The following is a 25,493-nucleotide window of genomic DNA, read 5'->3' on the forward strand; positions in this document are numbered from 1 at the left end:
CCGGTTCTTGGGGCCGACATTCGGCGTCGCGTCAGGGGCGAATTGTCAGCCATCCATAAAAAGACACCATACCCCAATCAAATTGATTCTGTTCGATTCATTTGTACTTCTCTTCATCGGATTCCTGCTGTGCCGCAAGCAACGGCGGCGTATCGCGCTCGCCGCGGTCGCGCTGTTCTGGCTCATCGCGAGCGGCTGGCTCGCGGCGCCGTTCATCGCATGGGCCGAAGCCGGCGTCGAACCGGTCGAGCACCCGGACATGCATGGACAGACGGTACTCATCGTCCTCGGTGCCGGCACGCAGCGCGCCGATGACGGCCTTCGGCCGCCGCGGGACGGCGCGGCCCGCATTCGCAAGGCCGCCGAACTGTACCGAACCTGCCGCCGGCAGGCCGAGCGGTGCACCGTCGTGATGTCGGGCGGCGATCCGCAGCATCACGGCGACACCGAAGCGGCCGTCTACGGGCGCGGGCTCGTCGCCGCCGGTGTCGATCCCGGCGATCTCGTGCTCGAGCCGAAGAGCCGCACGACCTACGAAAATGCGCAATTCACGACGTCTATACTACGCTCACGGCGTGACGACGCGCGTATTCTCATCACGTCGTCGTATCAGATGCGCCGCGCACTGCTCGACTTCCGCCGTTTCGGCATCGATCCGCAGCCCGTCTTTGCGAATCGCCGCGAAGCGCATACGGGGTGGCTGCCGCGCTGGTCGAATGTCGTCGCGGCCGAACTCGCGCTGCACGAGTTGATCGGCATCGCGCAGTTTCATGTCTATCGGCTGATCGGCCGGTTCTGATCGCGCAGCGCGCCGCAACGATCGCAACGGACGATGGCATGCGCGTGACGGGCCTCGCGAAGTGTTGCGCGGCTTCAACGTACGCTTGCGCGCCGGCGCGATCCGGTGCACATTGATCCGTCACTTTTGTTACACTCGACACGCACTCGATTGCAGTCGCCAGACAAAACGGCAACACTCGGGTTCATCACCACTTAGCGGAGGTAAAGCAATGAAGAAGACGTCCCTGGCTATCCTGGTTGCGATGTCGGCGCTGACTGGCGCAGCGTATGCGCAAGAGAGCACGGAAATCAAGACCATCACCGATCCGGCCAAGATCGCCGAGATCGAGCAGCGCGCACAGGCGCTGCAACAGCAGCAAGCGTCCGAAGCGGCGCAGCCGGCGATGCACGAAGAGCATCACCACGGCAAGAAGGCTGCTCACCACAAGGCAGCGAAGAAGGCCGGCAAGAAGGCCGCGCCGGCAGACGCTGCGAGCCAGTAAGTTCGGCGGCTCCGCACAAGCGAAAAGCCGAATCCGGGCAACCGGGTTCGGCTTTTTTACTTGCGGCGCCCGCGCTGTGCTAAAGTCGCGCACCGAATTTTTCCAACCGTGCGCACCCCGGTGCGGAGGACAGCATGAGCAACATTCAACTCGACATCGAGTGGACCGAAGCCGCCACTCGCAAGATCAAGCAACTGATGCCGCGCGGCTCGGACGACGCGTTCCTCGCACTGCCGCCGATCGAGTGCCTGCCGATGGAAGGCGACGTGCTGTTCCTCGGCCCGCAAGGCAAGCAGCAGCCGTTCATCGTCGCGGAACGCCAGTACCATCACGACCGCGACGCCGACTGGACGATCATCCTGATCCTCGACGTGCCGAACGCGTCGCACTGACGCATCGCGGCGGCCGCGCCAGCCGGCCGCCCCGCTCGCTCACGCAAGCTTCGACAATACGCGGACTTCCGAACGCTCGATCCAGTCCGCGGCCGCCTCGCGATACGCGAGGATATGCGCGGAACGCGCATGGGCGGCCAGCGCCTCCTCGCTCTCCCATCGTTCGATGAAGACGAATCGGGCCGGCTCCTTCAGGTCCCGATGCAGATCGTATTGCAACGCGCCGACTTCGTTGCGCGTCGGCTCGACGATACGCTCGAGCACCGCGCGCAGTTTCTCTTCCGCGCCGGGCTTCGCGACAATCAACGCGACCACTGCAATTTCAGCCATACCGACTCCGTCGAATCCGAAAACGACGAGAATACGCGAATCGCACGGTGACCGTATGGGCGCCGTACATCGCGACGGACCAAAAAAATAGCCCGCGCTTCAGAGAAGCGCGGGCAAAACCGTCGCCCTACGAGGATAGGCGACGGGGCCATCGGGATCCGCGCGCGGCGCGGATCGTCATCGTTGTCGCCGGCGCATTGCACCGGCATCGGCAGCGTCGATACCGTTGATCGGGCGTTCGCGACGCGCGCCCGGCACCTGACGCCGTCCTCCCCTTTCTGACAATCCCTACATATAAAGCAGCTTCCGTGCCAGATGAGGATCAGCCACTATTGCGTTGATTTATAAGCGGAAATTTTTCGGTCATGACGATGTAACACGCGTTCTGCCACCGTAACGCCCGGAACGTTACGTAACGTCACGCGAGGTGTCCGTGCGCTGTCCCGCACGTCTGCGCGCGGCGCGCGCGCATAAAAAAACCCGCCGGATGGCGGGTTTTGCATGGGGGCGTGGTGCGGTCAGCGCAGCTGATTCACGAGCAGTGCCATGATCTGGCGCGCGGGCGACGAGGTGTCGATTGCGCCCGACTCGTCGACGACCGCGACGCGCGTCTCGTCCGGCGTCAGCGCCTTCACGTTGACGCGATACTGCTTCGCCTGCTTCTCCTTCTTGCCGTGGAACAGCTGGCTCCAGAAGCCTTGCTGGGCCGCGCTGAGATCCTTCGGATCGACGTAGCGCACGAAATACAGCCCCTGCGTGCGATCGCGATCGTCGACCGTGAAGTTCGCGCGATCGAGCGCCAAGCCGACATGCAGCCAGGAGCGATCGTACGGTTCGCCGAGCGTCACCTCGGACGGCACCGTGGCGGCGCTCGCATCGCCGCCCTGCGACGACGTGCGCGACACGTTCTGCGCGGCGATGGCGGCGGCCGCCTTCGACGACGCATCGGCGTCCTTCTTGTCCTTCGGCGCTGCCTCTTCCTTGATGTTGGCGATCGGCGGCTCGCCGTTCTTCGCACGCTGCTCGTTTTGCGCGAGCACGGCCATCAGGCGCTTCAGGTATTCGGTTTCGAGGCCCGGATCGTTCGGCTTCGGCTCCCACTTGCTCGAATCGTTGTTCGCGCCGGTGAGCGCTTCGCGCATCCCCTTCTGGCTGATGAACACGTAGGTGCCGCCGTTCGGCGCCGCGTCGAGACGCGTGCGGTACTTGTTGCGCTCGGCCGTCACGTACGAGTTGCCCATCGCCTTCGAGATCACGCTGCGGATCAGGCCGTCGTTGATTTGCGGGCGCGTCTCGTTCCAGTCCGTTTCCATCACGCCCTTGTCGCGCTGGTCGACGACGAGCAGGAAACCCTGCTCCTGCCAGAAGCGGCGCACCTGCGGCCACACGTCGGCCGGCTTCTTGCCGTCGATCACGAGCCAGCTCTCGGTGCCGTCGCGCTGGATGCGCATGTCGGCGACGGCCGGCGCGACGGTGTCCGTGGCCGGTGCAGCCTGCTGGACCTGCTGCAGCGCAGACAGGGAAGTCGCGCCGCCCTGCGGAGGCAGCGAACGCTGATCGGCCGTCTCGTCGAGCATGTTGGGCGGCACTGCAAGCGACGCTTCCTTCGATTTCGAGTCGCTCTTGTAGTCCACTTTCGTGGGCGACGACGTACCGCAACCGGCGACGAGCGCGCCGGTGGCGAGCACTGCAGCGAACCGCATGGTAAGACGAAGATCAGTCATGTTCGGGGAATCCTCTTCCGCTAAATCACGGCGCTTTCCGTGGATCAACCGTGCATTTTACCGGGGCCGCGCGGCACTGTGCAAAAAAGCGACCGGCAAGAAAAAACCCGCGTCAGCTTGAACTGACGCGGGTTCTTGTCTGGTCGGGGCGAGAGGATTTGAACCTCCGACCACCTGCACCCCATGCAGGTACGCTACCAGGCTGCGCTACGCCCCGAAAGCACAAAAGTATAACAGACAGTTTGGCCGATTAGAACGGGTCGCATGCATTTTGTGAATGTTCCCGCAAAGTTTCCTGCGTCGGCGCCGTTAATCGAAACACGCGCGTCGACGGCGTTGCGCAGCCGCGCCGGCTCGCGTCGCGTTACGCGGCTTTCGCCCAACGCTTGGCAGCGTCACACCGCCGCGCCCTTCTCTGACGCCTGCACCGACGCGTTCCACTCACTCTATCCCGTGCCTCGCGCAACGGCACCGCATCGAAATCCAAACGCCAGTTTGACTTTCGCGCGCTGCGGCCGCGAACCCGTTGTGCGGCCGTCCGTCGGCGAAAGCCGTGCCCGCGCGCGTTGTTTGGTGACGCCGCTCTAGCCGGCTATGTCAGACTGCACGGCATCGACGCCCGCGCCGCGCATGGACGCGTGCCGCCGTCGATCATGACAAGACAGGGAGACAGACGATGCGGAATGCGGTCCGGCGCGGCCATCGCACGCCTTTGGCAATTTTCGACTGGATGTCGCGCTCGCCACGCGCAGATGCGCCGCGAGCGCCGCGCCGAGCGACCATGCTCGGCTGTGGCGCGCTCGCCGTTGCGCTGCTCTGCAGCGGCTGCGCGGAATCGGCGGCACAGCGCGACGGCAGTGCAGCGGCCGCGTCGACGAAGCTCGAGCGCGCGAAAGCCGAGCGTCTCGCGCGCGAGCAGCAGATCGCGCGCACGGTCCCGTCGCTCGGCTCGATCCGCCTCGCGCAGCCGCGGCCATTCACGCTGCGCGACTCGGGGCAAAACGGCGCGATGACGTTCCTGCGCGATGTCGATTTCCGAATCGTCGGCAACCTCGGTTTCTTCATTCATCAGCTCTCGGCGACGCTCGTGCCGACGCAGCCCGGCGCACCGATCGTGTTCGATGATCCGACGAGCTTCGAGATCGACGTCCATCGCGGCACCGTCACGCTCGACGACGCGAAGCTGACCGCGCTCTTCAACACCTACATCTTCGGGTACCGCAACGCGCCGCTGCGCAAGCTTGCCGTCTCGGCCGGCGACGGCGTGATCCACCTGCAGGGCGAAATGCAGCGCAACGGCTGGGTCCCGTTCTCGCTGACAGGCACGCTCGCGCTGCGCGACCGCGGTCAGCTCGTGTTCCATCCGACCGGCGTACGCGTGTCCGGGCTCGACGCGCAGCCGGTGATGCGCGCCGCCAACGTCAGGATGTCGGATCTGCTGAAGGTCGACACGCCGATCGCGCGGCTCGCCGGCGACGATCTCGTGATGTCGGTCGACAAGCTGATGCCGCCGCCGCGACTCAAGATCTCGATTACGGCGCTGCGCGTCACGCCGGCGGGCCTCGACCTGACGCTCGACGACGGCACGCAGGCCGGCTTCGCCATGCCCGCGAACGCGCCGCAGCAGGCAATGCTCATCCGCGGCGGCGACGTGAAGTTCATGCGCTCGATGCCGATGAACGCCGACATCCTGATCGGCCCCGTCGAGCCGACGAGCCCGCAGAACTTCGTGTTCGACCTGTATCACTATCGCGACCAGGTATCGGCCGGCTATTTCAATTTCGACGAAAGCGGCGCGATGACGATCCGCATGCCCTCATATGCGGGCGCGACCGGCGTGCCGCTCGGCAACGCGGCCGCGCGCCTGAACGACGGCTTTATCGCCGCACAGCAGAGCGCGCTGCGCGAGCTGCGCCGGCATTGGGAAGCCTATGCGCTCGCCGCCGACACCGCGCAGCCCGGCATGCAGAAAGTGGCGATCCGGCGCACGCCGAACGCGCCGTTCGACGAGCGCCACGTCTCGAACCGCCATCCGACGATCCATCTGCACAATGTCGACTTCAACCTGTCCGGCGATATCGGTTTTCACGTCGAGGACCTCGACGTGCAGCTCGTCGCGAAGCGGCCCGGCGAACCGGTCGACCTCGACGATCCGAACCAGTACGACATCCGCATTCTGGGCGGCACGGTCGTCGAATCGTGGAAGGCGATGTCGGCCCTGTTCAACGACTATCTGCTCGATTACTCGCCGCGTTCGCTCAACGATCTGCGGCTCGCGGCGGACGGTCAGGACCTGCGCGTGACGGGCGGCATCAAGCTGTGGAACCACGTGCCCGGCGTATGGCTGCCGACCGACATGAAGGGCTCGCTGTCGGTGCTCGACGATCGGCATCTCGCGTTCAAGCCGTCGCAGGTCTCGGTGCTCGGCATTCCTCAGGCGAAACTGCTGCGCTCGCTCGGCATCGAGCTGTCCTCGCTGACGCCGCTGCAGCGGCGCGGCGCCGAACTGCGCGGCGACACGCTCGTGCTCGACCAGTACACCGTGTTTCCGCCGCCGATGCTGAACGGCAGGCTCGCGCACGCGACCGTCGAGCCGGATGGACTGCGCCTCACCTTCCGCCGCGTCGCCGACGCATCGCTGCCGAAACGGCCGTCGATCGATGCGCCGAGCTATATGTGGATGGAAGGCGGCGACATGAAGATGTTCAACGTGCTCGAACTGAACGTGCGTGCATTGATCCGCAATTCGGCCGAAACCGGCGCGATGCGTTTCGACCTGTACGACTATCGTCGGCAGGTCGCGCAAGGTTCGGTGCGCATGCTGCCGGACGGCACGCTCGTCGTCGACACGGGCCGGCCGAATCCGCTGGCGTCGCACTGACACGCGCGCCCGACAAAAAAGCCCGGTGGCGTCGCGCGCCAACCGGGCTTTCGTATGCGCTCCGTCGAGCGGATCAGTCGTGCTTCAGGCCGTCGATCACGTCGAGCAAGGCCTGCCGCAGCGCGGCCACGTCGACCGTCGCGCCGGGCTTGCTGCCGGCCGCGCGCGTTTCGTCGGCGGCCATTTCCTCGGTGCCGGCCGCGGTGCGCTCGCTGCCCGGCGAGTCGAGCCGGTTGCGCGCGCCGTTGATCGTGAAGCCCTGTTCGTACAGCAGCTCGCGGATCCGGCGAATCAGCAGCACTTCGTGATGCTGGTAATACCGGCGGTTGCCGCGCCGCTTCACCGGCCGCAGCTGCGTGAATTCCTGTTCCCAATAACGCAGCACGTGCGGCTTGACCCCGCATAGTTCGCTGACTTCGCCGATCGTGAAGTAGCGCTTCGCGGGAATCGGAGGCAAGACGACTTTCTCAACCGTGTTGGTCATCGTCGGTTAACCGTCGGTAAAGGGACGCGCGGCGGACGCGCGGGACGTCAGCGCGCGGCGGTCGGCTCCGCGCCGTTTTCGACCAGCGCCTTGAGCTTCTGGCTTGCGTGGAAGGTTACCACTCGGCGGGCCGCGATCGGAATCGCCTCGCCCGTCTTCGGATTGCGACCCGGGCGCTGCGGCTTGTCGCGAAGCTGGAAGTTGCCGAACCCCGACAGCTTGACGCTTTCGCCGTTTTCGAGCGCGTCGCGGATCACTTCGAAAAACGCCTCGACCATGTCCTTCGCTTCACGCTTGTTCAGCCCGACGCTGTCGAACAGCAACTCCGCCAGCTCCGCTTTCGTGAGCGTAGGCGTCTCGGCGGACGCCGACGCCGCCGCGTCGCGGTTCATGGCGCTGCGTTGCGCCGTCAGGAGGGCTTCGAATTCACTCGAGGTCATGTCGTTCATATCTGCCATACAGCGCGTTAAACCCAAACTCACGATCGGGAAAAACCGCCCGCGAACGGGCGGCCCCTCTCCTTAGCCGCGCAGGCGCGCACCGGCACGAGCCATGCGCTCGACCAGCGTCTGGATCGCCTGATCGACGACCTCGTCCTGTAGCGTGCCCGCCGGGTCCTGCAGCGTCACGCGGAATGCAAGGCTCTTCTCGTGTGCGGCAAGACCCCCGGAAGTATTTGATTTTGCACGAAATTCGTCGAAGAGTACAACCTTCTGAACGAATCGGCACGCGTCGTCCGCGAGCGCCTGCTTCATTTCGTCGAAAAGCGTCTGAACTTCGACCGCCTGATCGACGACGACCGCGATGTCGCGGCGCACCGGCGGGAACTTAGACACGTCGGTCGGCGCCGGCAACGCGCGTGCGATCAGTGCGTCCGCGTCGATTTCGAACATCACCGGCGCGTGCGGCAGTTCGTACTTTTGCATCAGGCGCGGGTGCAGTTCGCCGATCCAGCCGACCGCGCGGCCGTCCACCTCGATGCGCGCGCTGCGGCCCGGATGGAGTGCCGGATGCTCGGCCTTGACGAACCGTGCGGCTGCCGGCGCGAGCAGCGCCTCGAGATCGCCCTTCACGTCGAAGAAATCGACCGCGCGCGTCGCGATGCCCCATTGCTCGTCGAACGCCGGGCCGTACGCGAGCGCGCCGACACGCTTCGGCTGCGCATAGCCTTCGACCGTCAACTCGCCCGCCTTCACCGAAGGATCGGCGATGAACACGCGGCCGGTCTCGAACACGCGCACGCGGTCCGCGCGGCGGTTCAGGTTATGGCGCAGCACCGCGATCAGGCTGCCGAACAGCGTCGTGCGCATGACCGACAGCTGGCTCGCGATCGGATTCAGCAGGCGAATCGGATTGTCGTTGCCGGCGAAATCCCGTTCCCATTCCGCATCGACGAAGCTGAAGTTGACCGTTTCCGCGTAGTCGCGCGCGGCCAGCGCGTGACGAATGTCGTGGATCGAGCGGCGCGTTTCGTTCGTCGCGCGCATCTCGCTCGTCGCGACCGGCGGACGCGCGGGAATCTTCTCGAAACCGTAGATGCGCGCGACTTCCTCGATCAGGTCTTCCTCGATCTCGATGTCGAAGCGGTGCGACGGCGGCGTGACGGAGAACACGTCGCCGTCGCGCTCGAACGGCAGACCGAGGCGTGTGAAGATGTTCGCGATTTCGTCCGCGTCGATCTGCACGCCGATGATGCGGTTCGCGCGCGACACGCGCATCTTCACCGGCGTGCGCTGCGGCAGATTCACGGCCTGATCGTCGACCGGGCCCGCCTTGCCGCCGCAGATTTCCAGGATCAGCTGCGTGATGCGTTCGACGTGCTCGACGGTCGTCGCATAGTCGACGCCGCGCTCGAAACGATGCGCGGCATCGGTCGAGAAGTTGTACTTGCGTGCGCGGCCGCGGATACTGTCCGGCCACCAGAACGCGGCTTCCAGATAAATGTTCGTCGTGTCGAGCGTGACGGCCGTGCTGTCGCCGCCCATGATGCCCGCGAGGCTTTCGACCTGACGATCGTCGGCGATCACGCCGACCGTCTCGTCGAGCTCGACCGTGTTGCCGTTCAGCAGCTTCAGCGACTCGCCGCGCTTGCCCCAGCGCACCTCGATGCCGCCGTGGATCTTGTCGAGGTCGAACACGTGCGACGGCCGGCCGAGTTCGAACATCACGTAGTTCGAGATGTCGACGAGCGCCGACACGCTGCGCTGGCCCGCGCGCTCGAGGCGCTCGACCATCCACTGCGGCGTCTTCGCACGCGCGTTCACGCCGCGAATCACGCGGCCCGAGAAGCGGCCGCACAGATCGGGCGCCGAAATGCGCACCGGCAGCGTCTCGTCGAGTTCGACGGGCGCCGGACGAATCTCGACGGGCGTCAGCGGCGCGCCGGTGATCGCGGCGGTTTCGCGCGCGATGCCGAACACCGACAGGCAGTCGGCCTTGTTCGGCGTCAGCTTGATCTCGAAGATCGTGTCGTCGAGGTTCAGCGCATCGCGGATGTCCTGACCGACGGGCGTGTCTTCCGGCAGGATCAGCAGGCCGCTGTGGTCTTCCGACAGCTTGAGCTCGCGCGCCGAGCAGAGCATCCCCTGGCTTTCGACGCCGCGCAGCTTCGACAGCTTGATCGCGAACGGCTTGCCGCCCTCTTCGGCCGGCGGCAGTTCCGCGCCGACCAGCGCGACCGGCACCTTGATGCCGGGCGCCACGTTCGGCGCGCCGCAGACGATGTTCAGCGTCGCGCCCGTGCCGGCGTCGACCTGGCAGACATTGAGCTTGTCGGCATCCGGATGCTTGACGACTTCGAGCACGCGGCCGACGACGATTTTCGACGTCGGCGGCGCGGCCTTGCTCAGCGACTCGACTTCGAGCCCCGCCATCGTCAGCGCGTGCGACAGCTCGTCCGTCGTCATCTGCGGGTCGACGAAGGTTCTCAACCAGGATTCAGGGAATTGCATGGATGTCTACGTTCGAAACGGGTTAGATCGACGCCCGGCGCTCCGTCGTCGGAGCGGCGCGGGCACATGTCGGCGCGGCGCGCGTTACGCGAACTGGCGCAGGAAGCGCAGATCGTTCTCGAAGAACAGGCGCAGATCCTGCACGCCGTAGCGCAGCATCGTCAGACGCTCGAGGCCGCTGCCGAACGCGAAGCCGATGTAGCGCTCGGGGTCGAGGCCCATGTTGCGGATCACGGTCGGATGCACCTGCCCCGAGCCGGAGATCTCGAGCCACTTGCCGGCGTTCTTGCCGTGCTCGAACATCATGTCGATCTCGGCCGACGGTTCCGTGAACGGGAAGTACGACGGACGGAAGCGCACGAGGATGTCGTCGCGCTCGAAGAATTTTTTCAGGAAGTCGGTGTAGACGCCCTTGAGGTCGGCAAAGCTGATGTTCTCGTCGATCCACAGGCCTTCGACCTGGTTGAACATCGGCGAATGCGTCGCGTCGCTGTCGACGCGATACGTGCGGCCCGGCGCGATCACCTTGATCGGCGGACGGTTCATCCGCGCGTAGCGGACCTGCATCGGGCTCGTGTGCGTGCGCAGCAGCAGCGGGCGGCCGTCGGCGTCCTTGCCTTCGACGTAGAAGGTGTCCTGCATCGACCGCGCCGGATGGTTTTCCGGGCTGTTCAGCGACGTGAAGTTGTACCAGTCGGTCTCGATCTCGGGGCCGTCGGCCACGTCGAAACCGATCGAACGGAAAATCTGTTCGACGCGCTCCCACGTGCGCATCACGGGGTGCAGCGTGCCGGTGCCCGCGCCGCGGCCGGGCAGCGTGACGTCGATCGCCTCGGCGGCGAGGCGCTGGTTCAGCAGCGCGTCGGCAAGCGCCTGACGGCGCGCGGTCAGCGCGGCTTCAACCTGCTGCTTCGCGACGTTGATGCGTGCGCCTTCGGTCTTGCGTGCTTCGGGATCGAGCTTGCCGAGGCCCTTCAGCAACTCGGTCAGCGCGCCCGACTTGCCGAGAAATCGTGCTTTCTCGTTTTCGAGCGTGGTGATGTCGGCAGCCCGTTCGAAGGACTGCTGCGCGTCGGCGACAATCTGGTCCAGATCCATAGATCCCATCATTTCCAACGTCATTCGGTCTTGACCGGCGAATTCGTCCGGCCAACAGAAAACGGCCCTCACGCACGCTTCGTTCGCTGCCCGCCGGGCGCTCGGCCCGCTTCGGGCGGCCCAGCGAGGGCCGATAAAAAAAGGGGCTCGGAAGAGCCCCCGTTTTCGCTGCAGCGGCCGAGACTACCGGAACATCGCTGCAACTCACCACGCAGTGCTAATTTTGCAATTAGGCTGCAACGGCGGCTTTCACCTGCTTGACGATCGCAGCAAAAGCAGCCTTGTCGAACACCGCCATGTCGGCCAGCACCTTACGGTCGAGTTCGATCGACGCCTTCTTCAGGCCGTTGATGAACACGCTGTAGGTCATGTCGTGCTGGCGAACTGCCGCGTTGATACGCGTGATCCACAGTGCGCGGAACACACGCTTCTTGTTGCGGCGATCGCGGTACGCGTACTGACCAGCGCGCATCACCGCCTGCTTGGCGATGCGGTAGACGTTATTGCGGCGGCCGCGATAACCCTTGGCCAGGTTGATGATCTTCTTGTGACGGGCCCGTGCGGTTACCCCACGTTTGACTCGAGGCATGTTTCTCTCCTTAGAGTATCGGTTGAGGGGTTACGCGAACGGGAGCATCGCGCGGACGGAGTTCAGATCGGAATCATGAACTGCCGTGGCGCCGCGCAGGTGACGCTTGTTCTTCGTGGTTTTCTTGGTGAGGATGTGGCGCTTGAAGGCTTGACCGCGCTTGACGGTACCGCCCGGACGCACCACGAAGCGCTTTGCGGCGCTCTTCTTGGTCTTCATCTTAGGCATGACGAACAACTCCAGTTTATTAGATGGCGATGGGTGTGCGGTTGGCTTGCGCCCCTGACCCGCCCTTCGAAACCCAGTCCACTTGTGTACGGCGCGCTGCATGCAGCCGCCGTCGTTTCTGGCGCGCCACCCGACAGGGCGACGCGCCGAACCACTGCGAAACCCGCGCGCCACTGCGCGCCGGCCCGTTACTTCTTCTTTTTCGGCGAGAGCACCATGATCATCTGGCGCCCTTCCATCTTCGGCATCTGCTCGACCTGGCCGACTTCCTCGAGATCGGTGCGCAGACGCTCGAGCATCCGCATGCCGATTTCCTGGTGAGCCATTTCGCGGCCGCGGAAACGCAACGTGATCTTCGTCTTGTCGCCTTCCTCAAGGAAGCGCACGAGATTGCGAAGCTTGACGTTGTAATCCCCGTCATCGGTACCCGGCCGGAACTTGACTTCCTTAACCTGGATGACCTTCTGCTTCAGCTTCGCTTCATGCTGCTTCTTGGCTTCCTGGTACTTGAACTTGCCGTAATCCATCAGACGGCAAACCGGCGGCGACGCCTGCGGCGCGATTTCCACCAGGTCAACATCCAGTTCTTCCGATTTACGGAAAGCATCAGCGAGCTTTACGATACCGAGCGGTTCGTTCTCGATTCCGACCAGACGCACTTCCGGCGCAGTGATTTCACCGTTGATGCGATGCGACGACTTATCAGTAGCGATGTTACGTTTCCTCTAAAAATTAAAAAAACGAGCCGCGCTGCCAGGGTGGTTACTTGAACGAACGCAGGTCTTCCTGCAGACGCTCAACGAAGGCTTCGACCGGCATAACGCCAAGATCGACGCCGCCACGGGCACGCACGGCTACCGTTTGTGCATCACGCTCCTTGTCGCCCACGACGAGCAGATAAGGCACCTTTTCCAGCGTGTGCTCGCGTATTTTATAGCTAATCTTCTCGTTGCGCAAATCGGCCGTCACTCTAACCCCTTGTTTTTGCAACGTTTGGGCCAGAGACTGCGCATATTCGACCTGACTTTCGGCGATATTGAGCACAACCGCCTGCACCGGCGCGAGCCAGACCGGCATCGCGCCCGCATGGTGCTCGATCAGAATGCCGAGGAATCGCTCCATCGAGCCGACGATCGCACGGTGCAGCATCACGGGCCGGCGACGGCTGTTGTCTTCCGCGACGTACTCGGCGCCAAGGCGCTCCGGCAGCACCATGTCGAGCTGCAGCGTGCCGCACTGCCACGAACGGCCGAGCGCATCCTTGATGTGGTACTCGATCTTCGGGCCGTAGAACGCGCCCTCGCCCGGCAGTTCCTCCCACGACAGGCCGCACGCCGTCAGCGCGTCGCGCAGGCCCTGCTCCGCGCGGTCCCAGGTCTCGTCCGTGCCGGCGCGCTGTTCGGGGCGCAGCGACAGCTTGATGTCGATATGCTCGAACCCGAAATCCTTGTACACGCTCATCGCGAGCGTGTTGAACGCGATCGACTCGGCGATGAACTGCTCTTCCGTACAGAAGATGTGCGCATCGTCCTGCACGAAGCCGCGCACGCGCATCAGGCCGTGCAGCGCGCCCGATGCCTCGTTGCGGTGGCACGAGCCGAATTCCGCGTAGCGCAGCGGCAGGTCGCGATACGAGCGCAGGCCGTGCTTGAACACCTGCACGTGACCGGGGCAGTTCATCGGCTTGATCGCGTAGTCGCGCTTCTCCGACTCGGTCGTGAACATGTTCTCGCGATAGTTCTGCCAGTGACCGGACGCTTCCCAGAGCGAGCGGTCCATGATCATCGGCGTCTTGATCTCGAGATAGCCGGCCTCGTTCACGCGGCGGCGCATGTACTGCTCGACCTGCTGCCACAGCGCCCAGCCCTTCGGGTGCCAGAACACCATGCCCGGCGACTCTTCCTGCATATGGAACAGGTCGAGCTGCTTGCCGAGTTTGCGGTGATCGCGCTTCTCGGCTTCCTCGAGCATGTGCAGGTACTGGTCCTGATCTTCCTTCCTGGTCCAGGCGGTGCCGTAAATGCGCTGCAGCTGCTCGTTCTTCGAGTCGCCGCGCCAGTACGCGCCGGCCACCTTCATCAGCTTGAAGACCTTCAGCTTGCCCGTCGACGGCACGTGCGGGCCGCGACACAGGTCGGTAAAGCCGCCGTGCGAGTACAGCTTGATTTCGTCGCTCTCGGGAATCGACTCGATGATCTCGGCCTTGTACTTTTCGCCGATGCTGCGGAAGTAGCCGGCCGCCTCGTCGCGCGACACGACGCGGCGCGTGACGGGCTCGTCCTTCTTCGCGAGCTCCTGCATCCGCTTCTCGATCTTTTCCAGATCTTCCGGCGTGAACGGGCGGTGGTACGCGAAATCGTAGTAGAAGCCGTTGTCGATGACCGGGCCGATCGTGACCTGCGCGTCCGGATAGAGCTCCTTCACCGCATAGGCCAGCAAGTGCGCGGTCGAGTGACGGATGATGTCGAGACCGTCCGGATCCTTGTCGGTGACGATCGCGAGCGAGGCGTCGTGATCGATGACGGCGGACGTATCCACGAGTTCGCCGTCCAGCTTGCCGCCGAGCGCAGCCTTCGCAAGGCCGGGACCGATCGACGCCGCCACTTCGGCGACCGTCACCGGATGCTCGTATTGTCGAACTGACCCGTCAGGCAAGCGTATCGAAACCATAGCACTCTCCGTGATGCCGACCCGTGGGCGGCAGACCAAAGGCGCACGACGCACGTCGCACGTCGCACGCGAAAATTTCGCGACAAAAAAAAATGCGGCCCCGCTTTCGAGGGGCCGCATTCGATACTTCACTCAAACCGCAAGGGCGAAAACGTTCCTCGACTAGCGTCGCTCCGAAAAGGTTTCGGTCAACGTTCGCGGTGTCATAACCGTATTCGCCTTGTATGCGTTGAGTTATTTACTGCAGCGAACACCCGGAAACCGGGCGCTCTCAATTCGTTGGTAGGCTCGATTGGACTCGAACCAACGACCCCCACCATGTCAAGGTGGTGCTCTAACCAGCTGAGCTACGAGCCTAAAGAAGCTGAGATTATAGAGAGCCGCTATCGGTTTGGCAAGCGTTTTATGCAACCGCAGGAAAACCGCGGCGGCAAGCCGAAACGGCAGAGCGAAGCGGCGAACCGTAGCGGTAAACCGAAACAGCAAGCGATCGCGCCCCGTTTCGCGAGACCGCTGCCTTACGCCTTGCGCCCCGCCCGCACGACGCCCTGCACTTCGCCGAGCAGCGTGCAGGCGCGCTGCACCTGCGCCGAATTCGACACCTCGACCGTGAACTGCATGAAGGCCGTATTGCGGCGGCTCTGCGTCTTCACGCCGACCACGTTCATCTTCTCGCGCGCGAAAACTTCGGAAATGTCGCGCAGCAAGCCCTGCCGATCGGTCGCCTCGATCATCAGGTCGACCGGATAGACGGAAGCGCCGCGGCCGCCCAGCACGTCGGCCGACCAGGTGGTGTGCAGCACGCGTTCCGGCGCGCGCTCGGCCATCCGGCGGAACGTCGCGCAGTCGCTGCGATGAATCGACATGCCCTTGCCGCGCGTGACGAAACCGCTGATCGGATCCGGCGGCGCCGGCCGGCAACAGCGCGCGAGCTGCGTGAGCAGCGCGTCGACGCCGACCACCAGCACGCCCGTCGAGGCACCGTGCGCGACGCTCGCGCCGCTGCTGCGCTTCTCGAAATCGGCGGGCGCCTCGGGCGCCGGCTCGGCGGGCGGCGCGTCGGACAGCGCCTGCTCGATGTTGCGCAGGCTGAACTCTTCCTTGCCGACGACCGAAAACAGCTCTTCGGGCGACTTGAAGCCGAGCTTCGCGGCGAGGCTGTCGAGACTCACCGACGTCTTGCCTTCTCGCTGCAACGTCTTTTCGACGAGCGCACGGCCGTGCGCGATGTTCTCTTCCTGCTCGATCGCGTTGAACCACGCGCGCACCTTCTGGCGTGCACGCGGGCTCTTCAGATAGCCGAGCTGCAGGTTCAGCCAGTCGCGCGACGGACCGCCCTCCTTCACCGCAACGATCTCGACCGTCTGACCGTTCGCGAGCGGCGTGTTCAGCGGCACCATCGCGCCGTCGACGCGCGCGCCGCGGCAGCGATGCCCGAGTTCGCTGTGCAGGTGATACGCGAAGTCGACCGGCGTCGCGCCCTGCGGCAGCGCGATCACGCGCGCCTGCGGCGTCAGCACGTAGATGTGGTCGTCGTCGAGCGAGGTCTCGCGCAGTTGCGCCCACGCCTTGTCGCCCGACTGTTCGGCGCCGTCCTCGACGTCGTCCTTCCACGCGAGCAGCTGACGCAGCCACGCGATCTTCTCGTCGTACTTGTCGCTCGCCGAGAACTGGCCGCCGTAGCCGCGCGTGCCTGCCTCCTTGTAGCGCCAGTGCGCGGCCACGCCGTATTCGGCGAAGCGATGCATTTCCTGCGTGCGGATCTGCACCTCGAAGGCGCGGCCGTCGTCGCCGATCACGACCGTATGCAGCGACTTGTAGCCGTTCGGCTTGGGCCGCGAGATGTAGTCGTCGAATTCCTTCGGCACCGGCTGCCACAGGTGGTGCACGATGCCGAGCACCGCGTAGCAATCCTTGATGTCCGGCACGATCACGCGGAACGCGCGCACGTCGTACAGCTCGGAAAAATCGAGCTCCTTGCCGCGCATCTTGCGCCAGATGCTGTAGATGTGCTTCGGCCGGCCGCTGACGTCGGCCTGCACGTTCGCGGCGGCGAGTTCCTGCTGCAGCCGCTCGATCGCCTGCGCGACATAGGCCTCGCGCTCCGCACGCTTCTCGTCGAGCAGCTTGGCGATGCGCTTGTAGGTGATCGGATCCTCGAAGCGGAACGCGAGATCCTCGAGCTCCCACTTCAGTTGCCAGATGCCGAGGCGGTTCGCGAGCGGCGCATAGATCTCGAGCGTCTCGCGCGCGACCTCCGGCGGCGGCTCGAGCTTCGCCGCCGCGTAGTAGCGCAGCGACTGCAGCCGCGACGCGAGCCGGATCAGCACGACGCGGATGTCCTGCGCGAACGCGAGCAGCATCTTGCGCAGCGCCTCGATCTGCGCGCGCCGCTGCTGGGCCGCATCGCGACCCGCCTCGGGCGCGGCGTGCTGCGCCGCGCGCAAGCTGACCGTGCCGAGCCGCAACAGCTTGCGCACGTCGGCCACGAGCCGCGCGACTTCGTCGCCGAAGCGCTCCGTCAGTTCGCGTTCGGGGTCGCTCAGATGCGGCGTCAGCGCGAACAGCGCGGCCGCCTGCATCGCAGGCGGGTCCACGTTCAGCGTGCGCATGATCGCCGCGGTGCCGGCCGCGTGATCGGCGAGCCGCTCGCCCGACGCGAGACACGCGTCGCCGGCCCGCTCGCGCACGAACGCGAGCACGTCGTCGAACGACGGCGCCGCGACGGAGGAAGCGGATACGGACTCGGTCATCGCACGGCCTGACGGAATACGGTCATCTCGACGCGGATCAGCTCCGCTGCGCGGCGACGACGACGATCTCGACGAGCAGCGCCGGATCGGCAAGCTTCGCCTCGACCGTTGCGCGCGGCGGCGTGTTGCCCGGCGCGACCCATGCGTCCCACTCGGCGTTCATGCCCTCGAAGTTCGCGAGATCGGACAGGTAGATCTGCACGGACAGCAGATGAGCCTTGTCGCTGTTCGCTTCGGCGAGCAGGCGATCGATATGGCCGAGCACTTCGCGCGTCTGGCCGCGGATGTCCTGCGTGGTGTCTTCGGCGATCTGGCCGGACAGGTACACGGTACCGTTGTGGATCGCGGTTTCGGACAGGCGCGGCCCGACGTGGTGACGAATGACTGCCATGAAATGTTCCGGTCGTAAATGATGGGTGAAGGTTGTCGCGGCCACGCTGCGCGTGCCGCCGAACCGCATATTATGACGCGTTTATGTGCCCGTTTCGACGAAAAACCGCCGCGCAAGCGCGATCTGCTCGGCGTCGACGAACGCGGGCGCATGCCCGACGCCGGGGATTTCCGCGTGCGTCACATGCCGGCCGCGCCGCACCATGTCGGCGACGGTCTCGCGCGACAACAGGTCCGATTCGGCGCCGCGCACGACGAGCAGCGTCGCGTCGGTCGTCTCGATCGCACGCCACAACGCGGCTTCGCCGAGCGCGGCCAGCTCGGGCGTCGTCGCCTTGAACGGCTCGGCGATGCGCGGATCGTAGCGGATCGTCCAGCCGCCTTCGGGCAGTTCGCGCAGCAGCGGCGCGTTCAGCGCGCGCCATTCGTCGTCGGTCAGCGCGCCGAACGGCAGCGACAGCGACGTCAGGTAGTCGATCCCCTCCTGCTCGGTCGCAAAGCGCGGCTGCACGCCGAGGTATTCGCCGATGCGCGTCAGCGATTCGGGCTCGATGTGCGGACCGACGTCGTTGACGATCATCCGGCGGATCGGCGAGCCGGGCAGCCCGGCCAGCGCGATGCCGATCAGCCCGCCCATCGACGTGCCGAACCAGTCGACCGCTTCGACGTCGGCGCGCGCGATCAGCGTCACCATGTCGGCCACGTATTGCGGGATCGCATAGTGCCGCGGATCGGCGAGCCAGTCGGAACGCCCGCGTCCGACGACGTCGGGACAGACGACGCGATACACGTCGGACAGCGCCGCCGCGAGCCGGTCGAAATCGCGCCCCGAGCGCGTGAGCCCGTGCACGCACACGAGCACGCGTGGGTTCGCGGGATCGCCCCACTCGGTATACGCGACGTGATGAAGGCCGGCGGCGCTCGCGCACTGCACGCGTCGCTGGCGGGGAACCGGAGGATTCGCTGAAGTCGTGGGCATCGTGGCATCCTGTCGAACGGGAGCGGCGCAGCGGGCCTCGCAGGCGCCGGGTCCGATGCGATCGATTGTAAACCGCTTCCGTTGCGCAGGTCGGCTCGCGCGGCGCGCGGGCCCATCATGACGAACGCCCCGCATGCCGGCGACGGCATGCGGGGCGTCGGGAACACGGCGCGCCGAGCGGACGCGCGTCGGCCTCAGGCGACCGCGCTCACGTCGAGCGGTGCGCCCGTCTTCGCCTGGATTTCGTCGACGCTCACACCGTCCGCGAGTTCGAGGACCTTCAGGCCGTTCGGCGTGACTTCGATCACGCCGAGATCGGTGATGATCAGATCGACCACGCCGACGCCCGTCAGCGGCAACGTGCATTCGTCGAGAATCTTGTGCTGGTCGCCCTTCGCGACATGCTCCATCAGCACGACGACACGCTTCACGCCGGCGACGAGATCCATCGCGCCGCCCATCCCCTTGATCATCTTGCCGGGGATCATCCAGTTCGCGAGGTCGCCGTTCTTGCTGACCTGCATCGCGCCGAGGATTGCGAGATTGATGTGGCCGCCGCGGATCATCGCGAACGAATCGGCCGACGAGAAGATCGACGAGCCCGGCAGCGTCGTGACGGTCTGCTTGCCGGCGTTGATCAGGTCCGCGTCGACTTCCTCTTCGGTGGGCGACGGGCCGATGCCGAGCAACCCGTTCTCCGACTGCAGCCACACTTCGACGCCTTCCGGCACGTGATTCGCGACGAGCGTCGGCAGGCCGATGCCGAGGTTCACGTAGAAGCCGTCCTGCAGTTCCTTCGCCGCGCGCGCGGCCATCTGGTCACGATTCCAGGCCATGTCAGTCTCCTTTCGCGCGCACGACGCGTTGTTCGATACGTTTTTCCGGCGTCGCGTTCAGCACGAGGCGCTGCACGAAAATGCCCGGCGTGTGGATGTGGTCGGGATCCAGTTCGCCGTTCTCGACGATCTCCTCAACCTCGGCGACCGTGATCTTGCCGGCCATCGCGCACATCGGGTTGAAGTTGCGCGCCGTGCGGCGATAGATCAGGTTGCCCGATTTGTCGGCCTTCCAGGCCTTCACGAGCGCGACGTCGGCCGTCAGCGACGGTTCGAGCACGTAATGGCGATCGCCGAACTGGCGCGTTTCCTTGCCTTCGGCGATCACGGTGCCGTAGCCGGTGTTCGTGAAGAATGCGGGGATGCCCGCGCCGCCGGCGCGCAGCTTCTCGGCCAGCGTGCCCTGCGGCGTGAATTCGAGCTCGAGTTCGCCGGCGAGGTACTGGCGCTCGAACTCCTTGTTCTCGCCGACGTACGACGAGATCATCTTCTTGATCTGGCGCGTTTCGAGCAGCAGACCGAGGCCGAAACCGTCGACGCCCGCGTTGTTGCTGATGCAGGTGATGCCCTTGACGCCCGAATCGCGCAACGCGGCGATCAGCGCTTCCGGAATCCCGCACAGGCCGAAGCCGCCGACCGCGAAGGTCTGTCCGTCGCGGACGATCCCTTCCAGCGCCGCAGCCGCGCTTGGATAGACTTTGTTCATCTGTATGTCCCTTCCTCTATGGAAACCAGCGAAACCGGTTTACGCGCCGACGTGGCCCGCAAGCCCGCCGCATCATTCTATGCATGCTCGACGCGGTATGCGTCGAAGCGCGCCGTTTTTATACCGCGGCATGCGCCGCGAGATGCCCGAAAGGGTACGATGCGCCGCGGATACGGCACAATACGCAAAAATACATAAGCGTTTGCCACCGGCTGCCCGCGTCCATGCCCGCTCTCGATTACCAGACCGCCTTCCATCTCGCGCCGCTCGGCCTCGTCATGTCGCGCGACCGCGTGATCGAGGACTGCAACGACGCGGTCGCCGCGATCTTCCGCTGCACGCGCGCCGACCTGCTCGGCCAATCGTACGAAGTGCTGTACCCGTCGCCGGACGAATTCCAGCGGATCGGCGAGCGCATCTCGCGCGTGATGGCCGCGAACGGCATTTACGCGGACGACCGGATCATGAAACGGGCGGACGGTGAACTGTTCTGGTGCCACGTCACGGGCCGCGCGCTCGATCGCACCGCGCCGCTCGCGGCCGGCGTGTGGACGTTCGAGGATTTGAGTGCGACGCGCCGCGTCGCGGTCGAACTGACGCCGCGCGAGCGCGAGATCGCCGCGCAGCTCGCGACCGGCAAGACCAGCAAGCAGATCGGACGCGTGCTCGACATCAGCTCGCGCACGGTCGACATCTATCGCGCGCGGCTGATGCGCAAATACGGCACGAGCAATACGGCGGAGCTGCTGCAGCGCCTGCTCGGGCAGTGACGGGCCGGCATCGCGGCGGGCACGCCCGACGCCGTCGATGCGCGCAAGACCGGGAACGGAAAAGCAAAGGCGCCGGCGGCGCGCAGCGGCGGCGGCCAGCCGGCGTGCCGGCGCTCAGTCGACCTTCGCGCCGAGCGCGGATTCGATCGCGTCGCGCAGCACCTGCGGCAGCGGCACCGATTTGCCGAGCGCATAATCGACCCATACGCAGCGCGCGTTGCCGCGCGCATAGACGTGATGCGGATCGTCGGCGCGCGTCAGTTCGAAGCCGGTGTCGAAGCTGCTGCGACCCGGCCGCGCGGCCGTCATCTTCGCAATCACGTCGCCCGGATAGTGCAGCTGCTTCAGGAATTCCATCGACGCGGTGACGATCACGGGCCCGTGCCCTTCGCCATTGCCGCCCGCGATGCCGAGCTGCTCGAACCACGAGATCCGCGCCTGCTCCATGTAACGGAAATAGACCGTGTTGTTCACATGGCCGAATGCGTCCATGTCGCCCCAGCGGATCGGCATCGACATTTCAAATACGGGAAAGTAATCGCTCATTGCAGTCTTCTTCGTTGCGGAGGCTCCGCTCAGGCGACGCCGAAGCCGTCGTCCGCGGAGATGATCGAGCCGTTGATGAACTGCGACTCGTCGGCCGCGAGCAGCAACAACAGCCCGTCGAGATCCTGCGGCTTGCCGACGCGCCGGCGCGGCAGCATCGACTGCAGCTTCTGGCCCTGCTCGGTTTCCCACAGGTAATGGTTGATTTCGGTATCGATGTAGCCCGGGCAGATCGCGTTCACGTTGATCCCGTGACGGCCCCATTCGAGCGCCATCGCGCGCGTCATCTGCACGACCGCGGCCTTGCTCATCGCATACAGACCGATCTGCGGAAACGCGCGCAGCCCGGCCACCGACGCGATGTTGATGATCCGGTACGGCGGCTTGCCGTTGCCGTTCGCGCGCATGATCATCCGCTTCGCGACTTCCTGCGCGACGAAAAACGCGCCGCGCGTGTTCGTGTCGAACACGAACTCGAAATCGGCGGGCGTCACGTCGACGAGCTTCTGCATCGTCGACACGCCCGAGTTGTTCACGAGGATGTCGATCGTACCGGCTTCGGTTTCCGCATGCGCGACGGCAGCCTTGATGCTCTGCACGTCGGTGACGTCGAGCGACACGACGTGCGCGGCGCCGCCCTCCGCTTCGATTTCCGCGCGCAGCTCCTTCAGGCGCTCGACGCGCCGGCTCGCGAGCACGACCTTCGCGCCGGCCTGCGACAGCACTTGCGCGAAGCGTTGCCCGAGGCCGCTCGACGCGCCCGTGACCAGCGCAACCTTGCCTTCCAGATTGATCGATCGACCCATTGCCCACCCCTTTCGATGTCTCGTTTCGCCGCCTCGAACGGCGCGGCACGGACGGCATAACGCTAGCACATAAATAGAACGGTCGTGCTAATCTAGCCGGATGCTGTTGCGGCAAGCGTTTTGTTTCGCAGACAATACGCTCCCGAATAAAAGCATTCTAACGGTTAGAGGAACGCCAATGACCCCCGCAAGCCTCATCGAGCAATACGGCCCGCGCGAATCGATGGAATACGACGTCGTGATCGTCGGCGGCGGCCCGGCCGGGCTGTCGGCCGCGATCCGGCTCAAGCAGCTGGCTGCCGAGAAAGGCACCGAGATCGGCGTGTGCGTGCTCGAGAAGGGTTCCGAGATCGGCGCGCACATTCTGTCGGGCGCGGTGATGGACCCGCGCGCGCTCACCGAGCTGTTCCCGGACTGGAAGGAACGCGGCGCGCCCTTGAACGTCGAGGTGACGGAAGACCGCTTCCTGTTCCTGTCCGAGAAGAGCGCGGTGCAAACGCCGAACTGGGCGCTGCCCGACAACTTCAAGAATCACGGCAACTACGTGATTTCGCTCGGCAACGTCACGCGCTGGCTGGGCCAGCAGGCCGAAGCGCTCGGCGTCGAAATTTTTCCCGGCTTTCCGGCCGCGGAGATTCTCTACAACGACGACGGCTCGGTCAAAGGCGTCGCCACCGGCAACATGGGCGTGGGCAAGGACGGCGAGCCGACCGAGAACTTCCAGCTCGGCATGGAGCTGCACGCGAAGTACACGCTGTTCGCCGAAGGCTGCCGCGGCCATCTCGGCCGCCAGCTGATCGCGAAGTTCAAGCTCGACGCGAACGCCGATCCGCAGGCGTACGGCATCGGCATCAAGGAGCTGTGGGAAATCGATCCGGCCAAACACAAGCCGGGCCTCGTGATCCACACGGCCGGCTGGCCGCTGAAGCCGGACACCTACGGCGGCTCGTTCCTGTATCACATGGACAACAACCAGGTCGTGGTCGGCTTCGTGGTCGGCCTCGGCTATACGAATCCCTATCTGTCGCCGTTCGAGGAGTTCCAGCGCTACAAGACGCATCCGTCGATTCGCGCGTTCCTCGAAGGCGGCAAGCGCGTGTCGTACGGTGCGCGCGCGATCACCGCGGGCGGGCTGATGTCGCTGCCGAAGACGGTGTTTCCGGGCGGCGCGCTGATCGGCGACGATGCGGGCTTCCTCAACGCGTCGCGGATCAAGGGCAGCCATGCGGCGATCAAGACCGGCATGCTCGCGGCCGACGCGGCGTTCGACGCCGTGCAGGCGGGCCGTCAGAGCGACGAACTCAATGCGTATCCCGATGCGTTCCGGCAGTCGTGGCTGTACACGGAGCTGTACCGCGCGCGCAACTTCAAGCAGTGGATGGCCAAGGGGCTGTATCTCGGCACGCTGATGGTCGGCATCGAGCAGAAGCTGATGGGTGGCAACGTGCCGTGGACGCTGCATCACAAGCATGCGGATCACGAGATGCTGAAGCCGGCGTCGCAGTGCGAGCCGATCGTCTATCCAAAGCCGGACGGCAAGCTGACGTTCGACCGCCTCTCGTCGGTGTTCATCTCGAACACGAACCACGAAGAGAACCAGCCGGCGCATCTGACGCTGAAGGATCCCAGCGTGCCGGTGAACGTGAACCTGCGCACGTATGCGGGCCCGGAGGGCCGCTTCTGCCCGGCGGCCGTGTACGAGTTCGTGAAGAACGACGACGGCAGCGATCGTCTGGTGATCAACGCGCAGAACTGCGTGCACTGCAAGACCTGCGACATCAAGGACCCGACGCAGAACATCGTGTGGGTCACGCCCGAAGGCGGCGGCGGGCCGAATTATCCGAACATGTGACGCACCGATCAACGCCGCGCGACGCGGCGTTTTTTTCGTGCAAAAAGAAACGGGGCGCGGCTCATTGCCGTGCCCCGTTTCCTTCTGCGTCGATGCGCTCAGCGACGGCGCGTGTGCCGCATCACGTCGCGCTGCCGGCGATTTTCGGCGTCTGCGTCTCGACGTCGCCGCACTGCGCACGGTGGCGCAGCGCATGGTCGATCAGCACCAGCGCGAGCATCGATTCGGCGATCGGCGTCGCACGGATGCCGACGCACGGATCGTGGCGGCCGAACGTTTCGACCGTCGCCGGCTGTCCGTCCTTCGTGATCGAGCGGCGCGGCGTACGGATGCTCGACGTCGGCTTGATCGCGATCGACACCGTGATGTCCTGCCCCGTCGAAATCCCGCCGAGCACGCCGCCCGCGTGATTGCCGACGAAACCGGCCGGCGTCAGCTCGTCGCCGTGCACCGAACCGCGCTGCGCGACGCTGTCGAAGCCCGCGCCGATCTCGACGCCCTTCACCGCGTTGATGCTCATCATCGCCTTCGCGATGTCGGCATCGAGCCGGTCGAACACCGGCTCGCCCCACCCGACCGGCACGCCGGACGCGACGACGTCGATGCGCGCGCCGATCGAATCGCCGTCCTTGCGCAGCGCATCCATGTATGCCTCGAGTTCCGGGACGATCGCCGCATTCGGCGCGAAGAACGGATTCTCGCGCACGTGCGACCAGTCGACGAACGGCACGTCGATCTCGCCCAGCGCGCTCATGTAGCCGCGCACCTCGACGCCGAAGCGCTCGCGCAGCCACTTTTTCGCGACCGCGCCCGCGCCGACGATCGGCGCGGTCAGGCGCGCGGACGAGCGGCCGCCGCCGCGATAGTCGCGCACGCCGTATTTCTGCCAGTACGTGTAGTCCGCATGGCCGGGCCGGAACGTCTCGACGATGTTGCCGTAGTCCTTGCTGCGCTGGTCGGTGTTGCGGATCAGCAGCGCGATCGGCGTGCCGGTCGTCACGCCTTCGAACACGCCGGACAGGATCTCGACCTCGTCGGCCTCCTGCCGCTGCGTGACGTGCCGCGACGTGCCCGGCTTGCGGCGGTCGAGCTCGGCCTGGATGTCCGCCTCGGTGAGCCCCATGCCCGGCGGGCAGCCGTCGATCACGCAGCCGATCGCGGGGCCGTGCGACTCGCCGAAGGTCGTGACAGTGAAAAGCGTGCCGAGGGTATTGCCGGACATGGT

The 25,493-nt window shown here is 65.2% G+C and carries 24 protein-coding genes and 2 tRNA genes; 6 read left to right on the plus strand and 20 right to left on the minus strand.

What is annotated here, in order from left to right; translation table 11 throughout:
- Nucleotides 1–82 precede the first annotated feature (82 nt).
- The 3 genes from BCR55_RS00695 (at nucleotide 83) to BCR55_RS00705 (ending at nucleotide 1,675) form a co-directional block, all read left to right on the plus strand.
- Nucleotides 83–799, plus strand: a complete 717-nt coding sequence (locus BCR55_RS00695; protein WP_065494024.1) for a YdcF family protein — start codon at nucleotides 83–85, stop codon at nucleotides 797–799.
- Between the two features lie 211 nt (nucleotides 800–1,010).
- Entirely contained in the window at nucleotides 1,011–1,283 is a 273-nt protein-coding gene (locus BCR55_RS00700) for a hypothetical protein (RefSeq protein ID WP_006402074.1), read from the plus strand.
- Between the two features lie 134 nt (nucleotides 1,284–1,417).
- Nucleotides 1,418–1,675, plus strand: a complete 258-nt coding sequence (locus tag BCR55_RS00705) for a DNA-binding protein (protein WP_065494025.1) — start codon at nucleotides 1,418–1,420, stop codon at nucleotides 1,673–1,675.
- 39 nt (nucleotides 1,676–1,714) lie between these two features.
- Here the strand turns inward: BCR55_RS00705 and BCR55_RS00710 are convergent, their stop codons facing one another.
- The 3 genes from BCR55_RS00710 to BCR55_RS00720 form a co-directional block, all read right to left on the minus strand.
- The gene (locus tag BCR55_RS00710) at nucleotides 1,715–2,005 is read right to left on the minus strand and encodes a putative quinol monooxygenase (protein WP_006402075.1); all 291 of its coding nucleotides are present in this window, start codon (nucleotides 2,003–2,005) and stop codon (nucleotides 1,715–1,717) included.
- Between the two features lie 518 nt (nucleotides 2,006–2,523).
- The gene (gene bamC, locus BCR55_RS00715; RefSeq protein WP_035946051.1) at nucleotides 2,524–3,729 is read right to left on the minus strand and encodes an outer membrane protein assembly factor BamC; all 1,206 of its coding nucleotides are present in this window, start codon (nucleotides 3,727–3,729) and stop codon (nucleotides 2,524–2,526) included.
- 140 nt (nucleotides 3,730–3,869) lie between these two features.
- Nucleotides 3,870–3,946: transfer RNA gene (locus BCR55_RS00720), tRNA-Pro, on the minus strand.
- A 459-nt stretch (nucleotides 3,947–4,405) separates the two neighbouring features.
- Between BCR55_RS00720 and BCR55_RS00725 the strand changes: the two genes are divergently transcribed.
- Nucleotides 4,406–6,610 (plus strand): hypothetical protein, encoded by a 2,205-nt coding sequence (locus BCR55_RS00725; RefSeq protein ID WP_065494026.1) that lies wholly within the window; start codon nucleotides 4,406–4,408, stop codon nucleotides 6,608–6,610.
- A 73-nt stretch (nucleotides 6,611–6,683) separates the two neighbouring features.
- Here the strand turns inward: BCR55_RS00725 and BCR55_RS00730 are convergent, their stop codons facing one another.
- From BCR55_RS00730 to BCR55_RS00795, 14 genes are all read right to left on the minus strand, one after another.
- The gene (locus BCR55_RS00730; RefSeq protein WP_006402078.1) at nucleotides 6,684–7,094 is read right to left on the minus strand and encodes a MerR family transcriptional regulator; all 411 of its coding nucleotides are present in this window, start codon (nucleotides 7,092–7,094) and stop codon (nucleotides 6,684–6,686) included.
- Nucleotides 7,095–7,141: 47 nt separating this feature from the next.
- Nucleotides 7,142–7,543, minus strand: coding sequence for an integration host factor subunit alpha (locus BCR55_RS00735; protein ID WP_035488220.1), 402 nt, complete (start codon nucleotides 7,541–7,543; stop codon nucleotides 7,142–7,144).
- A 72-nt stretch (nucleotides 7,544–7,615) separates the two neighbouring features.
- Nucleotides 7,616–10,045, minus strand: a complete 2,430-nt coding sequence (pheT, locus tag BCR55_RS00740) for a phenylalanine--tRNA ligase subunit beta (RefSeq protein ID WP_006404961.1) — start codon at nucleotides 10,043–10,045, stop codon at nucleotides 7,616–7,618.
- Between the two features lie 84 nt (nucleotides 10,046–10,129).
- A complete protein-coding gene (gene pheS, locus BCR55_RS00745) occupies nucleotides 10,130–11,143 on the minus strand; it encodes a phenylalanine--tRNA ligase subunit alpha (protein ID WP_006408513.1) in 1,014 nt (337 codons plus the stop codon).
- Between the two features lie 229 nt (nucleotides 11,144–11,372).
- The gene (rplT, locus tag BCR55_RS00750) at nucleotides 11,373–11,732 is read right to left on the minus strand and encodes a 50S ribosomal protein L20 (protein WP_004192938.1); all 360 of its coding nucleotides are present in this window, start codon (nucleotides 11,730–11,732) and stop codon (nucleotides 11,373–11,375) included.
- 30 nt (nucleotides 11,733–11,762) lie between these two features.
- Nucleotides 11,763–11,960, minus strand: coding sequence for a 50S ribosomal protein L35 (gene rpmI / locus BCR55_RS00755; protein ID WP_004191477.1), 198 nt, complete (start codon nucleotides 11,958–11,960; stop codon nucleotides 11,763–11,765).
- A 188-nt stretch (nucleotides 11,961–12,148) separates the two neighbouring features.
- Nucleotides 12,149–12,673 (minus strand): translation initiation factor IF-3, encoded by a 525-nt coding sequence (infC, locus tag BCR55_RS00760; RefSeq protein WP_080512257.1) that lies wholly within the window; start codon nucleotides 12,671–12,673, stop codon nucleotides 12,149–12,151.
- Nucleotides 12,674–12,722: 49 nt separating this feature from the next.
- On the minus strand, nucleotides 12,723–14,630 hold the full coding sequence (thrS, locus tag BCR55_RS00765; protein WP_006402084.1) for a threonine--tRNA ligase: 1,908 nt from the start codon (nucleotides 14,628–14,630) through the stop codon (nucleotides 12,723–12,725).
- Between the two features lie 280 nt (nucleotides 14,631–14,910).
- A tRNA-Val gene (locus tag BCR55_RS00770) sits at nucleotides 14,911–14,987 on the minus strand.
- 161 nt (nucleotides 14,988–15,148) lie between these two features.
- Nucleotides 15,149–17,383 carry a bifunctional (p)ppGpp synthetase/guanosine-3',5'-bis(diphosphate) 3'-pyrophosphohydrolase gene (locus tag BCR55_RS00775; RefSeq protein WP_006402085.1) on the minus strand — a complete coding sequence of 745 codons (2,235 nt, stop codon included), beginning with the start codon at nucleotides 17,381–17,383 and terminating at the stop codon, nucleotides 15,149–15,151.
- Nucleotides 17,384–17,420: 37 nt separating this feature from the next.
- A complete protein-coding gene (locus BCR55_RS00780; RefSeq protein WP_012467599.1) occupies nucleotides 17,421–17,774 on the minus strand; it encodes a RidA family protein in 354 nt (117 codons plus the stop codon).
- A gap of 81 nt (nucleotides 17,775–17,855) precedes the next feature.
- On the minus strand, nucleotides 17,856–18,752 hold the full coding sequence (locus BCR55_RS00785) for an alpha/beta fold hydrolase (RefSeq protein WP_065494027.1): 897 nt from the start codon (nucleotides 18,750–18,752) through the stop codon (nucleotides 17,856–17,858).
- Between the two features lie 194 nt (nucleotides 18,753–18,946).
- Nucleotides 18,947–19,588: a CoA transferase subunit B gene (locus BCR55_RS00790; RefSeq protein ID WP_006402088.1), complete on the minus strand. Its 642-nt coding sequence runs from the start codon at nucleotides 19,586–19,588 to the stop codon at nucleotides 18,947–18,949.
- Between the two features lies 1 nt (nucleotide 19,589).
- Nucleotides 19,590–20,294 (minus strand): CoA transferase subunit A, encoded by a 705-nt coding sequence (locus BCR55_RS00795; protein ID WP_006402089.1) that lies wholly within the window; start codon nucleotides 20,292–20,294, stop codon nucleotides 19,590–19,592.
- 224 nt (nucleotides 20,295–20,518) lie between these two features.
- Between BCR55_RS00795 and BCR55_RS00800 the strand changes: the two genes are divergently transcribed.
- Nucleotides 20,519–21,064: a PAS and helix-turn-helix domain-containing protein gene (locus BCR55_RS00800; protein ID WP_006413753.1), complete on the plus strand. Its 546-nt coding sequence runs from the start codon at nucleotides 20,519–20,521 to the stop codon at nucleotides 21,062–21,064.
- A 114-nt stretch (nucleotides 21,065–21,178) separates the two neighbouring features.
- Here the strand turns inward: BCR55_RS00800 and BCR55_RS00805 are convergent, their stop codons facing one another.
- Both BCR55_RS00805 and BCR55_RS00810 read right to left on the minus strand, forming a co-directional pair.
- Nucleotides 21,179–21,610, minus strand: a complete 432-nt coding sequence (locus BCR55_RS00805) for a thioesterase family protein (protein ID WP_006402091.1) — start codon at nucleotides 21,608–21,610, stop codon at nucleotides 21,179–21,181.
- 29 nt (nucleotides 21,611–21,639) lie between these two features.
- Nucleotides 21,640–22,416 (minus strand): SDR family oxidoreductase, encoded by a 777-nt coding sequence (locus tag BCR55_RS00810; protein WP_006404965.1) that lies wholly within the window; start codon nucleotides 22,414–22,416, stop codon nucleotides 21,640–21,642.
- Between the two features lie 178 nt (nucleotides 22,417–22,594).
- On the opposite strand from BCR55_RS00810, the gene BCR55_RS00815 reads away from it, so the two are divergent.
- A complete protein-coding gene (locus BCR55_RS00815; RefSeq protein WP_006402093.1) occupies nucleotides 22,595–24,268 on the plus strand; it encodes an electron transfer flavoprotein-ubiquinone oxidoreductase in 1,674 nt (557 codons plus the stop codon).
- A gap of 121 nt (nucleotides 24,269–24,389) precedes the next feature.
- On the opposite strand, the gene aroC is transcribed toward BCR55_RS00815, so the two are convergent.
- Complete coding sequence (gene aroC / locus BCR55_RS00820) at nucleotides 24,390–25,490, minus strand: chorismate synthase (RefSeq protein ID WP_006402094.1); 1,101 nt, start codon at nucleotides 25,488–25,490, stop codon at nucleotides 24,390–24,392.
- Between the last annotated feature and the right edge of the window lie 3 nt (nucleotides 25,491–25,493).

The organism is Burkholderia sp. CCA53 (genome assembly GCF_001685525.1).
GTDB classification, from domain to species: domain Bacteria; phylum Pseudomonadota; class Gammaproteobacteria; order Burkholderiales; family Burkholderiaceae; genus Burkholderia; species Burkholderia multivorans.

Excerpts from the sequence above, each read along its gene's own strand:
- rplT (WP_004192938.1), bottom strand. The coding sequence starts at position 11,732 with ATGCCTCGAGTCAAACGTGGGGTAACCGCACGGGCCCGTCACAAGAAG.
- pheT (WP_006404961.1), bottom strand. The coding sequence starts at position 10,045 with ATGCAATTCCCTGAATCCTGGTTGAGAACCTTCGTCGACCCGCAGATG.
- BCR55_RS00805 (WP_006402091.1), bottom strand. The coding sequence starts at position 21,610 with ATGAGCGATTACTTTCCCGTATTTGAAATGTCGATGCCGATCCGCTGG.
- BCR55_RS00780 (WP_012467599.1), bottom strand. The coding sequence starts at position 17,774 with ATGGCAGTCATTCGTCACCACGTCGGGCCGCGCCTGTCCGAAACCGCG.
- BCR55_RS00810 (WP_006404965.1), bottom strand. The coding sequence starts at position 22,416 with ATGGGTCGATCGATCAATCTGGAAGGCAAGGTTGCGCTGGTCACGGGC.
- BCR55_RS00815 (WP_006402093.1), top strand. The coding sequence starts at position 22,595 with ATGACCCCCGCAAGCCTCATCGAGCAATACGGCCCGCGCGAATCGATG.
- BCR55_RS00710 (WP_006402075.1), bottom strand. The coding sequence starts at position 2,005 with ATGGCTGAAATTGCAGTGGTCGCGTTGATTGTCGCGAAGCCCGGCGCG.
- BCR55_RS00730 (WP_006402078.1), bottom strand. The coding sequence starts at position 7,094 with ATGACCAACACGGTTGAGAAAGTCGTCTTGCCTCCGATTCCCGCGAAG.
- BCR55_RS00705 (WP_065494025.1), top strand. The coding sequence starts at position 1,418 with ATGAGCAACATTCAACTCGACATCGAGTGGACCGAAGCCGCCACTCGC.
- rpmI (WP_004191477.1), bottom strand. The coding sequence starts at position 11,960 with ATGCCTAAGATGAAGACCAAGAAGAGCGCCGCAAAGCGCTTCGTGGTG.
- BCR55_RS00785 (WP_065494027.1), bottom strand. The coding sequence starts at position 18,752 with ATGCCCACGACTTCAGCGAATCCTCCGGTTCCCCGCCAGCGACGCGTG.
- BCR55_RS00700 (WP_006402074.1), top strand. The coding sequence starts at position 1,011 with ATGAAGAAGACGTCCCTGGCTATCCTGGTTGCGATGTCGGCGCTGACT.
- BCR55_RS00800 (WP_006413753.1), top strand. The coding sequence starts at position 20,519 with ATGCCCGCTCTCGATTACCAGACCGCCTTCCATCTCGCGCCGCTCGGC.
- thrS (WP_006402084.1), bottom strand. The coding sequence starts at position 14,630 with ATGGTTTCGATACGCTTGCCTGACGGGTCAGTTCGACAATACGAGCAT.
- BCR55_RS00725 (WP_065494026.1), top strand. The coding sequence starts at position 4,406 with ATGCGGAATGCGGTCCGGCGCGGCCATCGCACGCCTTTGGCAATTTTC.
- BCR55_RS00790 (WP_006402088.1), bottom strand. The coding sequence starts at position 19,588 with ATGGCCTGGAATCGTGACCAGATGGCCGCGCGCGCGGCGAAGGAACTG.
- BCR55_RS00795 (WP_006402089.1), bottom strand. The coding sequence starts at position 20,294 with ATGAACAAAGTCTATCCAAGCGCGGCTGCGGCGCTGGAAGGGATCGTC.
- bamC (WP_035946051.1), bottom strand. The coding sequence starts at position 3,729 with ATGACTGATCTTCGTCTTACCATGCGGTTCGCTGCAGTGCTCGCCACC.
- BCR55_RS00735 (WP_035488220.1), bottom strand. The coding sequence starts at position 7,543 with ATGAACGACATGACCTCGAGTGAATTCGAAGCCCTCCTGACGGCGCAA.
- BCR55_RS00775 (WP_006402085.1), bottom strand. The coding sequence starts at position 17,383 with ATGACCGAGTCCGTATCCGCTTCCTCCGTCGCGGCGCCGTCGTTCGAC.
- pheS (WP_006408513.1), bottom strand. The coding sequence starts at position 11,143 with ATGGATCTGGACCAGATTGTCGCCGACGCGCAGCAGTCCTTCGAACGG.
- aroC (WP_006402094.1), bottom strand. The coding sequence starts at position 25,490 with ATGTCCGGCAATACCCTCGGCACGCTTTTCACTGTCACGACCTTCGGC.